General features: G+C 67.1%; 7 protein-coding genes. 1 reads left to right on the top strand and 6 read right to left on the bottom strand.

Translation table 11 applies throughout. The features are described from left to right. Positions 1-76 precede the first annotated feature (76 nt). The gene (locus ABZ919_RS33175) at positions 77-4,258 is read left to right on the top strand and encodes a hypothetical protein (protein WP_361255159.1); all 4,182 of its coding nucleotides are present in this window, start codon (positions 77-79) and stop codon (positions 4,256-4,258) included. A gap of 6 nt (positions 4,259-4,264) precedes the next feature. On the opposite strand, the gene ABZ919_RS33180 is transcribed toward ABZ919_RS33175, so the two are convergent. From ABZ919_RS33180 to ABZ919_RS33205, 6 genes are all read right to left on the bottom strand, one after another. Further along, positions 4,265-4,414, bottom strand: a complete 150-nt coding sequence (locus tag ABZ919_RS33180) for a hypothetical protein (RefSeq protein ID WP_361255162.1) — start codon at positions 4,412-4,414, stop codon at positions 4,265-4,267. Positions 4,415-4,636: 222 nt separating this feature from the next. Further along, positions 4,637-5,137 (bottom strand): ATP-binding protein, encoded by a 501-nt coding sequence (locus ABZ919_RS33185; protein WP_361255165.1) that lies wholly within the window; start codon positions 5,135-5,137, stop codon positions 4,637-4,639. A gap of 423 nt (positions 5,138-5,560) precedes the next feature. Beyond that, positions 5,561-6,886, bottom strand: a complete 1,326-nt coding sequence (locus ABZ919_RS33190; protein ID WP_361255168.1) for a Wadjet anti-phage system protein JetD domain-containing protein — start codon at positions 6,884-6,886, stop codon at positions 5,561-5,563. Further along, positions 6,870-11,084 (bottom strand): TIGR02680 family protein, encoded by a 4,215-nt coding sequence (locus ABZ919_RS33195; RefSeq protein WP_361255171.1) that lies wholly within the window; start codon positions 11,082-11,084, stop codon positions 6,870-6,872. Before ABZ919_RS33195 ends, ABZ919_RS33190 begins: the two co-directional genes overlap by 17 nt. Next, complete coding sequence (locus ABZ919_RS33200) at positions 11,081-12,304, bottom strand: TIGR02678 family protein (protein ID WP_361255174.1); 1,224 nt, start codon at positions 12,302-12,304, stop codon at positions 11,081-11,083. The genes ABZ919_RS33195 and ABZ919_RS33200 overlap by 4 nt, the downstream gene beginning before the upstream one ends. Then, positions 12,301-13,827, bottom strand: coding sequence for a TIGR02677 family protein (locus tag ABZ919_RS33205; RefSeq protein ID WP_361255177.1), 1,527 nt, complete (start codon positions 13,825-13,827; stop codon positions 12,301-12,303). Before ABZ919_RS33205 ends, ABZ919_RS33200 begins: the two co-directional genes overlap by 4 nt. Positions 13,828-14,172 lie beyond the last annotated feature (345 nt).

The following is a 14,172-nucleotide window of genomic DNA, read 5'->3' on the forward strand; positions in this document are numbered from 1 at the left end:
ATGACGTAAGCCAGGAAGCCAGTCGGTTAGCCTTCCACGGCGGTATGACCTCCTTCTGCCATTTCACGGGGGAACCATGCATCACCCGGACATCGACTTCTCGCGTATCCGGTCGGCCGGGGCTGAGGGACAGCGGTCCGGCTTCGAGCAGTTCGTCTGCGAGCTCGCGGCCGAGGACCCGCCGCAGGATGGTGCCGTGTTCGTCAGTCTCGCCGGTGCCGGCGGCGATGGCGGAGTCGAGTGCTTCTGGACCCTCGCCGACGACACAGAAGTCGGCTGGCAGGCGAAGTACTGGACACGGCATAGGGACGTCGACAAGGCCCAGCTCGACGACTCCGTGCGTACCGCCCTGGAACAACACCCGAAGCTAGTCAAGTACCTCATCGCTATCCCGGTCGATCCCACCGGCCCCCGGAAGGGAAAAGGCAAGTCGCTGCACGAGAAGATCTACGATCCGGGCGGTTGGCTCAGCGGCTGGCAGAGCGCGGCGTCCCAGCGCGGCATGCAGGTCACCTTCCGGGTGGAATGGGCCACGAATCTCATCACACGCTTCCGGGATATCGACATCAATGGTGCGCGGACGCGCTACTGGTTCGACGCCGAGATCCTGGCCGGCCGGTGGTGGCAGGACCGGCTGGAGGAAGCCGTCCAGGCCGCCCGGCCTCGCTACCTTCCCGCGCTGAACGTGCCGGTACCGACAACGCAGGCGCTGGCCGCTGTATGCGGCGACTCCGAGGTAGCCGTAGCCCTCGAAAGCGACATCAAAAGTCTTCGGCACCTCACGGATAACGTGCGCCGGGATCCCTTGGGGACAGAAACCGCAGGGGCCCCCGTTGGGGTCGACTTCGATCCCGCTCGGCAAAGCCTCGCCCTCCTCATCGACACGCTCACCCAGTGGAAAAAGGATCCCTCACTTGATGCGGTAGCCCACCTGCGCGAGGCCTTGGCCGCTGCCCAGCAGCAGGTCGCCTCGGCGGAACAAGCCGAAACCGCCGCCCTAGATGCGCAGTTCGGACCCCGCTGGGACACCCCGTCCTGGCGCCAAATGCAAGCCGAGTACATGGTCTCCCTGCCGGCAACCGCCGTCGATGCGCTGCGCCAGCTCAAGGAGGCGCTCACCGAGCTGGCCTCTCGCGTGCATGCGCTGGCCGGCCTGCGCTCCGCTCGCGCGGTGCTGCTGACGAGCGAAGCCGGACAAGGAAAGACCTTCGTCACCCTCGATGCCGTCCAGCGCCGCCTTGAGCGCGGCCTTTTGGGCGTGTTCCTACATGGTCGTCCGTTCCGTCAGGGCGACATCTTGCAGCAGATCCGCGAACGTCTGGGGCTACCGCAGGACCTCAGCGGGGACGACGTGCTCGCCCTGCTGGACCAGGCGGGCCGGACCTCCGGCGACCCTGTCCTCGTCGTGATCGACGCACTCAACGAGTCCCGGCCACGGACCGTGTGGCAGGACCAGATCGACACCCTCATCACCAAGATCAACCGCTATGCGCATCTGCGGGTCGTCTTCACCCTGAGATCGCACTACCGCTCGCAGGTCCTGCCGGAGGACCTGGAACTGACGGAGATCATCCATCATGGTTTTGCAGGCGTGGAGCACGACGCGCTGCAGGAGTACGCCGACTACTTCCATCTGGAGCCCCCGGCTGCCCCGCCGGTGCAGACAGAGTTCAGCAGCCCGCTGTTTCTGCGGCTGCTGTGCGAGGCCCTCAACCGCCAGGGACGCCGCTCGCTCAACGAGACATCCATGGGGCTGGATGTCCTGGCCGCTCTCCTGCTCGAGCAGATCAACCGGCGCATCAGTAAGCAGCTGGGCGCCGTGGAAGCGGACCAGATCGTCCATCAGGCCATGGATGCGTTTGCCCAGGCCCTGAGCTCCGCCGGGCAGCCCTGGCTCGACCGTCCGCAGGCCAACGCCCTGATGCGCAGCATCTGGGCCGATCAGCAGGCGGAGACGTCCCTCCTGGATGCGCTGGTCGGTGAAGGCCTGCTAGCTGAAGACACCGACTCCGAGGCCGCGGGGCTGCAGCGTCATGTCGTAGCCATGGCCTTCGAACGGCTGGGTCAGCACCTCGTGGTCAACGCAGCCACCAAAACACTCACCACCGCGGCGGACGTCCGCCAGGCGCTGGCATCCGGAAGCCTGCGTGACCTGCTGGGCTTGAACGCTCTGGTCGACCCCGGCCTGCTGGAAGCCCTCTCCGTCATCCTGGGAGACCGGGACATGGAGCTGACCGACTTCGCCGACGAAGTCGGCGACGAGCAGTCTCTGACGGCCGTCGTGGCCGGCCTTGCCTGGCGTGACCAGAGCAGTATCACCCCCCGCACCGCCCAGGCCGTCCTGGACTCGCTCGCCACCCCGGCGTTTCCTGAGGCCCTGGACATGCTCTTCCGGCTCTCCCCACGGCCCGATCATCCACTCAATGCCGAGTTCCTTCACCAGTCGCTAGCCGGCCGGTCCATGGCGGACGTCGACTCGCTCCTGACCCCCTGGCTGCACCACACGCGCGACACCGGCGGCGCAGCGCACCGGCTGATCTCCTGGGCCCGGCACGCGGACGTGACGCGCACAACGCCCCGAACCTGCAAGCTGTGGGTGATGGCACTGCTGTGGTGTACCAGCTGCTCTGATCGGCGCGTGCGGGACGACGCCACCGTGGCGGCCGCACGTCTACTCATCCAGTATCCGGAGCAGATTCCGGCCGTGCTGCAACAGATGACGGACGCCGACGACGACTGGATCCTTGAACGGGCCTGCTACGCCGCCTACACCGCCTTGCTGCGCGCCGGGTCAGCCACAGCCTGGAATGGCGCAGCCCACGCCGTGTGGGAGATGGTGTTCTCACCAGCACCGCGCGCCAACGCCGTCTTGCGTGATGTGGCCCGCAGCATCATCAGCCGCGCACGGGAGCACGGCGCCCTGGCCGACGGCATCGACATCGAGCGGACCCGTCCGCCCTACGCCACACCGTGGCCGATCACCTGGCCCACCGCCGCTGACACCCAGCTCTACAAGGACGCCTCGGCGCGCTGCCCCAAGCTGCGCTTCAGCTGCACCGCGGACGACTTCTTCACCTACGTCATCACTCCCGCAGTGCGGGACTACCCCGACCTCGACCCGGCAGCCATCGCACGCCGCGTCGTCACGGACGTCATCGGCCTCGGCTACGACCCGGCCCTGCACGCCGACTTCGACCAAGAAATGCTGGACACGTACGGCGGCGGACGCAGCAAACCGAAATGGATCGAACGGATCGGCAAGAAGTACCAGTGGATCGCCTTCGCTCGTCTCCTTGGACGCATCGGCGACCATGTACCGCGCCGACGCGACCGCTGGGACCCGCCCGAACCCGCCATTCCCGGCCCCGAGGCGAGCCACCTGCACCAAATGGACCCGACCATGTGCGACGCCCGCCCCAATGAAGCAGCACCGCCACGCTCCCACGTCCCCGCATACGACTGGGCGGGTTTCAACCGGGCGGCATCACCGGCCGACTGGATCGCCGAAAACGGTGACCTGCCCGAGGTGCCCGTGCTCATCACCAGCGAGGGCACCCCGCGGATGGTCCTCTCCGGCAACTACGAGTGGAGGCTGGATGCAGACCCAAAGAACGACCGGCCGTCTCTGTGGGTGCACATGATGTCCCGGTTTGTCACGACGGCGGATCTCCCGGCGTTGCGTGAAGAACTGAACGGCACGGACCTCACCGACATCATCGCCCGCATCAGCGGGGCCATGTTCACCGACGGGTTCGTAGGCGAATACCCCTTCGGGCAGCACTTCGCAGCCGAACTCCACGTCAAGGACCACGAGCACGAGGAGCCGTTCGGCGTTCCCACGACCCCGACCACGTACGACATCCTGGGCGAATACGAGTACTCCCCCGTTCCCACCGTGAGCCTGCTCGCCCCCGCCCCCGATCTGTTCGGATCGGCGCCCGGTACGCTGCGCTGGGACGGCCGCTGCGCCTGGCGCGACGACGACGGCAACGCCGTTGCCGTCGTCCGCCGGGTCTTCGGCGGCGGCCAAAACGAACTCACCATTGACCACGCCTGGCTGGCGGACTGGCTTAAGCAGCGCGAGCTGACGATCATCTGGCTGGAGACCATCGGCAAGGACATCCTGCGAACCCGCCTCGCCAACGGCCACTACGGACGTCTGTTGAGCACGCGCGTCCGCTACCAGCACCCCGACGGGACGATCGCCCACCTGCCGCTCGTCTTCGAACGCATCTCCCCCGACTCCTTCGAGCAGTGATACGCCTCAACGCCGCACTTCTCCATCGACGTTGAAGCAGAAGGTGCCGCCATACCGGACCGTTTTCTCCAAAGGGCCGTCGGGCACCTTCAAGAAGCTGATCTTCGCCGCCGACGGCCCGAAACCGCAGATCATGCTGCGCGACGCGGTGAACAACGACGTGAAGATCGTCCGTCACGCCGACACCTGCCTGGTCTTCACCGATCCCCTGCCGCCGCACGGGCTCACCCGGCGGCAGAGGGTCGCCTGGTGGACGAACAATCACCGGCCCGGACGCCGACGAGAAGAGTGCCGCCGACACCCTCTACCGGCGCCTTTACCGGTCAGTGGACTCACCGCCCGAACGACTCCTCATGATCACCTACTGTGCTCTGGTGCTCAGCCATCCAGGCGGTGTGGTCGCGGTCGCAGTAGGGGACGACGGCCGCCTGACGGTCCTTGTCCTTGGCGGCGGTGCCGTACACGTGGTGGGGTGGCCATGAGGCTGGCGGGCACATCGATGACCAGGAAGCTTGTGGCGCCGTCGGGCGTGGACAGGATGGTGAAGTCGATGTCGGGCAGGTAGGGCTGGACGTGGTTGCGGATCCACTGCGCGTCCTGCTGGGTGTTGACCCGGCAGGGGTCGATGCCGACCGGCCTGGTGTCCTGGTCGGTGACACCGTAGATGAGCAGTCCGCCGCGGGTGTTGGCCATCGAGGTGACGTCCTTGGCCAGCTCGTTCCACTGGCCGTCCCACGGGGGCTGCGGCAGGTGTTCCTTCCAGTCCAGGTCGTCGGACTCGGTAAGACGGTTCTCGGCAGCCTTCTTGACTATGTCGAAGGTGAGCGGGCCGGGCGGGGTGCCAAGGTGCTCGTGCAGTCGCGTCCCAAAACGGGCCATGTCCGGCACCCTACGGTGCAGCACTGATACCGTCGCCAGCCCGCCCTCGTCACGACGCTTGCTGCCAGATGCGGGACCCAGAGACGACTTTCACGGAGCGGTCGGTCATGCCGCTGGCCTCGGCCAGGGCCCCGAGTCCGTGAGGGCCGGCGGCCGTGGATGTCCTGGCCATAGGACATGAGATGGCGGATCTCATTGTCGATGGTCTCGCCTGCGGCGGGGAATCGCCGAGACCAATCAGCAGAGGGCCTGCCTGGAGCTCATCACACCGAGCTCCAAGCATGAATCCGTAGTTATCAAGCGCCTGTTCGGCCTCTTCGAAGGCATCTGGGCGGTCAGGTGTTGCACCGCTTCTTGAGGAACTTCGGCTGAAGGTGCGATAGCAGTCGCGATGCACGGTCATCTCCACCGGTCCCGCATTGGTCAGCTGGTCTTCGGATTGGCCCTTGGCTGCCAGGGGGCTTGAGCGCGGGCACGCGCCGCGGCGGATGTACCGATGTATTGCTGCAGCCAGCCGTGCAGGTGGGGCAGAACATGCTCATGTAGTCCTTCTTGTTCACAGCGGCGCCCGCTGTTGCGGGCAATTGCTCGGGCCAGAGGGCGGAACGCTTCTGGTGCCGTGCGGGTCTGTCGTTCTGCGTGTTCGCGCCATCCGTCGAGCGCCGTGCGGTCTTCTTCGAGCATGTAGCCCGTCTGATAGAGCTGTTCGCTCATTGCGACAGGGACGATCGTGCGACCGGACTTGTTACTGAGGTTGACAATGATGTCGATGCCCGGTGGGTCGAGGTCACCCCATGCTGCCAGGGGTATGTCGGGCAGATGGGACAGGAACAGGGCCAGGGCATCGGAGGCGTAGCCTTCCATCCAGATGCACAGCCATTGCTCGGGGACGCTGGTGCGGCTGAGGGCCTGGAAGGTCTCCTGATTCTCGATGAGGAGGACGCCCTCGGCCTGGATGTCCAGGGTTCCTTGGGTGGCGGCTGCCCTGCCAGGCAGGTCGACGAATGGGCGCGCGGCGGAGACGTCAGCAACCAGGCTCTGCAGCTTCCAGCTGGCCGGGCCGAGCATGCGGATGCCGGTGTCGGCCGTGTAGACGGCGTCGGAGAACGGCAGGCCGACGAGATGGCTGAAGGCGGTTTTGGTGGCGTCGGTCCAGCGTTTGCTGCCGCCCAGGGCGCGCACAGCCAGCTCGCGTTCGCCGAACTTCCAGTTGCGGGCGCGTCCTTGGAACCATTCCGCGGCGGCGGTCAGGGCGGTGGCATACGTAACCCAGGTGCGGGTTTGAGTGAGTGAGTCTTGGGGCGGTAGCCATGAGGCGGGCTCAGAAAGGGCGGTAAGCAGTTTGAGCTCGTTGGCGAGTTCGGGGATCGGGCTGATGCGGACGGCCAGGGTGGAGCGGGCACGTTGGATGTCGGCCTTCTTGACGATGCGGCGGTAGCGGGCACGTCCCCGGTTGGTGTGCAGGGGTCCGCCGACCGCAATGAGCAGTTGGCGCAGGGGCAGTACGTAGGCGCCGTTGAGCAGGGCGGTGTTGGCTCGGTCGAGGCGGATGGCGGACCCGCTGAGGCTGCTGGTTCCAAACAGGTCGACGAGATCGGCACGCTGTCTTGGGGTCATCGTGAGGCTCATTTTGCGGTCGAGCTGTCCGCCGTTGGCGATGCGGCGGCGGGCTGCTTCACAGAAGGCGCGGCCGCCGGGACTGTCGGCCCAGCGTGCCAGTGCCTCGGGCAGCTCAGGCCTCTTCGTCATCGGTGTCCTCTTCGTCGGCGCCGTCGTCGTCGGCGTACTCCTCGTCGAGGAGATCCTCGTCGTCGTCTTCCCAGTCGAGGCCGGCTTCGGCGGTGGCGTCTTGGCGCAACGCGGGGTCGGGCAGGGCATGGCGCTCGGCGCCGTCCCACAGGATGGGCGTGGTCAGGACTCCAGGGAGTCCCTTGTGCCGGAAGAGCTGGTAGGTGGCGACCTTGGGGACCTCTTTGTGGAATCCCCATTCGTCGTGGCTGGCAAGGACGAAGTCCAGGTCGAGATGGGTGAGCAGGGCCATGCAGCGGCCACGCATCTCGGCGTCGATGCCGGCGAAGGCTTCGTCGAGGTAGATGGGGCGCGGCGCAGTGGGGGCGGCACCTGCGTAGTGGGCTGCGGCCGCGACGAAGAGGGGCAGTTGCAGGGCGGCGGCCTGCTCGCCGCCGGAACCGCGGCGGTGTTTTTGGTCGCTCTGGTCTGTCCACTTCTGGGCGGGGCCAGCCTTGTGGCGGATGCGGATGCGGCTCCAGGCGCGGTAGTCCAGGGCTTCCTTGAGGTGGGTGCGCCAGTCGGCGCTGGTCTCGCTCTGGCGTGCGTGCTCGACTCGGTCGACGAGGAAGTGGATGAGTTGTTCACGGGCTCCGTCGGCGAGGTGCTCGGTGGACTGGCCGTCCAGGGCTTTGAGGGCCGCCAGGACTCCCGGGTCCTGTTTCGGGTCTGGCTCCCAGATGAGCTGGAGGAGGTGCCCGGAGGACGTGGGTACCTTTTTCAGCAGGGTGTTCATCCGCTCGATGAGGCTGGCTGCCTCGGCGCGGCGGCGGCGCAGGTGGTCTCCGAGGCGTCCCAGCAGTACCTCGGTGAACAGTTCTCGTTCTTCGTCGCCGAGGAATCCCTGCCGGCTGTGGATTTCATTGGCCATGATGTCCTGTGCCTGGGGGACGCTGTGGCTCTGCCCGTTGTGCAACAGGGTGACCAGAAACAGCGTGCCGTCGTACTGGGCGCGTGGGCGCCAGTCGGGCCCGGTGAGTCTGTTCTGCAGGAGCCGGTATGCGCTGTCGGCGTCGGTGCGGGCTTCGTTGCGGGCGGTGTCGCTGCACGGTTCGGCGGCCAGTTGGTCGATGGTGACGCGTGCCTGTGCGTGCACGGCCTCGTCGTCCTGTCCTGCGATGGTGTTCACTGCTGCCAGGGCGAGGTAGCCGTGGGTTTCCAGACGACGGTAGTCCTTCACTGCTGCGCGGAAGGCGGAGTTGGCCTCGTCGTACTCCTGGCGGGCGCCTGTGACGGCCTGGTTCAGGGCGCCGACGTGCTCGGAGATCTTCTTGCCCTCTTCGTGGTTGCGGTCCAGGCCGGCGGCCGTGGTGTCGCGTTCGTGGGTGGCGGTCCGGAGTTCGGCCAGAACCTTGTCCACGCTGGCGCCGGTGTGCCGCTGACGGACCTCGAGCCGCTCCTGAAGGTCGGTGTGGGCGGTGCGGGCCTGTGTCACTTCGCTCTCGCGGTCACCCAGCTGTTTCTGGGCCGTGGTCAGGCGCCGGGTGCAACGGGCGGCGGCCTCGGTGCGTCGCAGGTGCTCCTGTGCCAGGTAGAACAGCTCGGTGAGACTGGTGGTGTAGAGGCTCAGGGCATGCTGCTCCTTCTGGATGGCCTGCGCGTCGGGCTGAATGCCGCGGGGGGAGGCGAAGTCGTCCAGGATCCTCTGGGTCGCCTGCCAGGCGTCGTGCCGGGCCTGCTGTTCTTCCCTGGTCTGGTGCATGTCCTGGTCAAGTTGCTTGAGCGCGGCACGCGCACCGTCTCTGGCCTTCCGGGCTTCGCGCACGGTGTGGTCTTTGTTGCGCGTCTCCCTGCGTTCGGCGTCCAGGTCGTCACGGCGGCGGCGCGTGCCGGCGATACCGGTGTCCGCGGCGGTGAGTTGGCTGTGGAGCTCGCCGAGTTCGTGGTCCAGTACGGCCAGACGCCGTTGGCGCTCCGCTGCGCGGGCCGTGGCGCCGATGTAGGCCGCGGTCGTTCCCTGCGTGCGGCCGTGGACCGGGCCGATGTGCCAGGTTCCGTCCGTGCCGATGTTCGCCCGGTGGCCGCCCTCGGGGCCGTCCAGGGCGATGGAGGCGAGAAGGTCCTGGATCACCGCGGCCGGGACAAGGGGGTGCTCGACGGGGCGTAGGACGTTGGCCAGAGACCGCTCCGGGCGGCCGGTGGGCCCGGGAGCCGGCAGGATGGCCTCGAGAGTGTCGGCGGACAGGGCGCGGCCTTCTCCGGTGACCCAGGCGTCGAGGATCCCGGATGCGAGGAGGGCTGCTTCCAGGTCGGCCTGCTGCTGTAGTGGCAGGCTCGGGTGGAACTCCAGGAGCTTCCACAGCGGAGCGCCGTCGTCGAGGTCGGGTGTACGCGTGCGGCGTGGGGTGAGCGGGTGGGGCGGTGGTGCGTCCCTCTGCGCGGCAACGTGATCGCGTTCTTCGCTGACTTCCTGATGGCGGCGTTGCAGTTCTTTGCGGGCGGCTTGCTGGTGGGCAAGGATGTCGGCCAGGGCCGTTTCGACGTGCTGGCCGTGCGCGGTGACCAGCTCGGCCAGGGTGGGTCCGGTGTCGTCGCCGAAGGCCGGAACGGCGGCGGTCAGGTCGGCGAGCTGTGGTTCGCTCAGGCGTAGTTGTTGGCATCGCTCGGCCCAGTCCACGAGGAAGGCCTGCAGCTGGCGGATCTGCTGCTGGAGATGTGCTTCGTGGTGGTCGCTGGTGGTCTTGGCCTCGTCGAGGCGTTCGAGCATGCGGGCGCAGGCTTCTTGGGCGGCGTCGCCTTTCTCGCGGGCCTGGGTCACGTCGGCGGCAAGGGTGGCGGCGCGGGCAAGGAGCCGCTCGCGTGCCTGAACATGGCTGGTGAGCGTGCTGCGGGCCTGCTGGGGCTTTGTGCGCAGCTGGTCGCGGTGCTCATGGTGCACGACGTGGAGTGCGGTGTCTGCCGCGCGGCTGTCCACGGCCTGCTCGGCCGTCTCCAGCTGGTCGGCGGCTGTCTGCAGGGCTTCTTGTTCCGCTTGGAGTTCATCGTCGGCGGTGTCGCGGTCTGCGAGAGCTTGGGCGTGACGGGATGTCGCCTGCTCCAGCAGCAGTTCAGCTTGGGTCTTTTGTTCTTGGAGAGCTTTGAGCAGCCCGTGCTCCTCCATCTCCGGTCTGGAGTTGAGCTCTTTGATCTGTGCGTCGAGGGCTTTGAGACGCTGGTCCAGCTGTTGGCGCAGGTCTTCGTGCGTGCTTGCCCGCCGGCGGGCGGAGGCGAGGTCGCTCTCCTTGGTGTGCTGATTGTGGGCTGCGCCGGCGCGGGCTTTGCCGCTCGTCACCAGATTGCGGGCTTCGTGGTGCACGACGCGTCGGGCCAGCCGGCGGTAGGCGGACAGGAACGCGTCCACATGCTGTTTGTCCTCAGTGTGGGCTTTGAGGTCTTCGCGTTCGCGGGCAAGCTCGTCGAACTTCCCGGCGAGGTCTTCCAGGAGCAGTCCACTGACCGGCGGCAGGCCGTCCCTCAGGAGCAGGCTGAGCTTGTCTGTCGTCAAGTCTTCGCTCAGCTTGGGCCTGCGCAGCGTCAGCAGGAGCTCCACCAGGGAGGCGAGGCGGCCGGCCGAGAAGCCGAACAGTTGCCTGGCCAGGGCCATGCGGTAGTCCTTGGCGGACGTGTGGACCTCGTCCTCGCCCAGGATGGCTGTCAGTTCGGCCTGGTTGTGGGGTCGGCGGTTGGGCCCGTAGAGGGAGAGGTCCGCACCGACGCGCTGCGGGGTGGTGAAGAACCACTTGCTGCGCAGGCCGTCCTTCTTCGTCTCCAGCGCGCGCATGCCGATGCCCACGGTCAGGAATTCGTGCTCTCCGGCATTGGTGACACGTCCGTATTCGGTCCACACATAGCTGATCCGCTGGGCGTGCCCGCCGTAGAGCAGGTTGTCCCGCATGGGGCGGGCTGCGTTCCCGAAGGGATCCAGGCGGCGGGCCTGGAGAATGCCGTCGAGTAGCAGCGGGCTGGTGACTTCCAGTGCCTTGGTCTTGCCGCTTCCGTTGTGGCCGCGCAGGATCAGTCTTCCTCCGTAGAAGTGGAAGATCTGTTCCTCGTACTCCCAGATGCCGATCAGTCCCATGCGCAGCGGCTGGAAGCGGTGCCGTTCGGGGATCGGCAGTTCGTTGTGGAGGAGTTGCTGAAGGGCCGGGTCGGTCACGGCCTCGTCGGTCTCTTGCGTCATTGCTCTTCGCTGGTGGTCGGCTGCTGCAGGTCGTGTGTGCCAAAGAGCATCAGGTCATCGCCCACGGGGCGCAGGCCCTGGCCGGCGGGGGCGCGGAAGCGGGCGAGCGCGGGCCGGCACTGGATACCGCCCTGGACGGGTGTGATGAGGCCCAGCTGGCTGAGGAGGTGCAGGCTGGCGTCGAGTACGCGGGGGGTGTCGATGGGCTGGCCGTTGATGTTCGCTACCAGCTTGCTCAATTGCTCGGTGAGCTGGGCGGCGAGGTCGTCGAGTTGAGTATGGGAGACGAAGGTGCGGCGAGGTTGGCTGCTCGCGATGTGCATGCACAGCTGGTCGGCCATCGCCAGCGCGGCGAAGGAGGCGGCGCTGGACTTGGGGAACTCGATGTCGGAGAGCTCTTCGTCGATCACGGCGGCGCCTTCGGCGCGCACCTCCACGCGGGTGTCCAGGCCCAGCCGCACCGCGGTGAACAGGTCGTCGCCGTGATCGCGGACGACGTCGCGCTGCGCGCTGGGCAGGTCGTCCCAGTGGACGACGGGCTCGTCGACCAGGCGGCGCATGAGCGTGTGCCGCAGGCCTTCCTCGGGTGTGCCGCCGTGGGTGGGGCCGATGTCGAGAAGCGCTTGGGGGCCATCTGCCTGAGACGGTGGGACGGGGCTGGCCAGCATCAGGGCGGCGGTGCGGTGGTCCACGTCGTACAGGGCGTCTCCGGTGCCGGCGATGTACTCCTTCTCGTTGCTGCGGGAGGTGGTGCTCTCGCCGCCCACTGCAGCGAGTACGCCCTGCTCGGTTAGCAGCCGCACCATGGCGACCAGGTCGACGCGTTCCCGGTGGTGGGTGGCGTCGAAGCGGCGCAACCGGCTGTGCGCGCTGGTGAGGGCTGTGATCTTTGTGGTGAGTTCGCTGAGGACGGTCTGTTTCCCGCATTCTCCTAGCACGGCCAGGATCAGGCAGTAGAGGGCGCATTGGCGGGCGGTGGGGGCGGGATGGCCGTGCGGGTCGGTTGAGGCCGGCACTTTGAACAGGCGCAGGCGGTCCCGTTCGACGTGCAGCCGCCATCCCAGGTGGCGGTCGAACCAGGCACGCAGTTCGGCCTGGTGGCGGCGGGCCAGGTCCAGAGTGCGGATGTGCCGGCCGCGGCGGTGCAGCAGGGGGCGCATGAGCAGGGCTCTGATGACCGTGCTGCGCTCGTGGGCGGCGTTCGGGTCCCGCTGGTTCATACCGCTCTCCCGGTCAGGCTGACGGTCAGTTCCATGTCGGCGATCCGTATCCGTCCGCCGCGCATCGTCACGTAAGCCGGTGACACGTGCGGGGCCGGGCGCAGGGTGATGGCCAGCCGGCCGTCGCTGGTGGTTGCGCGGCGCGCGCCCTTGCTGTCCTTGGGTGTGGACAGCGCACAGTCCAGGCAGCGCAGCAAGACGTCGGCTTCGGCGTCGTCGAGCTGGCCCAGGTCGGACAGGAGGATGCTGCCGCGGTCGGCGAGTGCTTGTTCCGCGGTGGTCTCGAGGTGTTGCTGTTTGCCGAGCTCGGCGGCCAGGAGTCGCTTGGTGTGGCGGGGGGATCTGATGCGGGGTGCGGGTCCGGGCCGGGCCCGTGGTCCTGCGGCTCGGTAGGCGGCCGAGATGGGGGCGGGCGGGCTGTCCCACCAGCTGGCTTCGGCAAGCACGTCGACGTCGTCGTCGAGGAGGCGGGCATGGCCGAGGTGACGGGTGCTGTACATACCGAAGGCGGTGCGCCACAGGGCCGACACGCCGCTCCGACCGTTGTCGTCGTCCACGGCGTCAAACCAAGTGGCGAGCGCGACGAGATCGGCGGTGCGGTCGACGCGCCGAAACCGCTGCTCGTTGATCTGCCGGATGGTCAGCAGGATCTGGTTGACCGCGTCCGAGGCGCGGTCCTGGAGTGTCTGGGCGATGGGCTGGCGGTCTGGGCCTTCGAAGAACCAGCTGCGTACGCCCGACCATTGTTGGCGAAGGCGGTCGGTGTCGCGGGCGATGATGTCTTCTTTGGCGACGCCCAGCTGCGGGGCAGGGTCCAGGGCGGCGATGGACTGCAGGTGGCCTGTGATTCCGGCGGCTTCGGCGCGGTCGATGTAGCCGGAGATCAGCGGTCCGTTGCGACTGAGTGCCAAAATGAAGGTCTGCAGGTAGTCGACGACCACATGCTTGTAGGCGACGAATGCTTCCACGTCGAGCTTTTCACCGACCGCGAGGGAGCGGTTGAGTCCCTGTACGAAGAGTTTGGCGTTCTCGGTGAGTTGGGTGAAGCCGCCGGCCAGACGACCGAGGGCACGGTTGGCGCCGGCCAGATCGGGGGGTGCCGCCTCCACGGCAGTGACCAGGATGGAGAGCGCATCGAGGACCTCGGGCAGCATGGTGGACTGCAGCGCGCCGGTCGCTCCGAGTTCGTGGTCGATCGCGGTCAGGGTGCGATGGAGCTGGGCGCCCGCGGGGGTGAGCTGGTACAGGAAGTCTTTGCGGATGAACTCCTGTGGTGTGCTGCTGCGCCGCAGATTGTAGATGCGGTCGACGTTGCCCCAGGTCCGGAGTTTGTCCAGGAGCCCTTCGATGGGCGGCATGTCGGCGAGCAGGGCGGGGGCGGAGGAAAGCCGTTTGGCTACCTCTGCTCCGATATCGGCGGTGGGCAGGTGCACGCCCAGGCGGGCCTCCTCCTCGAGCAGCACGTCCAGGGTCAGCCGGTAGAAGACGGCCCGGTCGTCCGTCATGTAGCTGACGAGGGGCATCTGATGGGCGAAGCCATATAAAGAGGTCATGGATCCTGAGCAGGACGAAGTCGGGCTGGCGCGCAGGGTGTTTCCCCCGACGCACAGCGATGAAGCCGTGAACTATGTGGCATCACAGATAATATGGGCGAAGAATATCTTCGGGTCAGTGTTTCACTGGATGTGAGGGCAGTTACACCGATCTCGGCTGCGACGCGGCTCAGGCCTGCTGTAGCGACCGTGTGTATAGGGAGTGAAGCTTCCCCAGCGGGCCGACGGTTCAGCCAACGGTTGGCCATGGCGGTGAGGACCATGGAGCCGACTGTTGCCCTGCCCGCTGCAGGAAGGACTCCATGTGAGGTTCGC

Source organism: Streptomyces sp. NPDC046759 (genome assembly GCF_040645475.1).
Classification (GTDB): Bacteria; Actinomycetota; Actinomycetes; order Streptomycetales; family Streptomycetaceae; genus Streptomyces.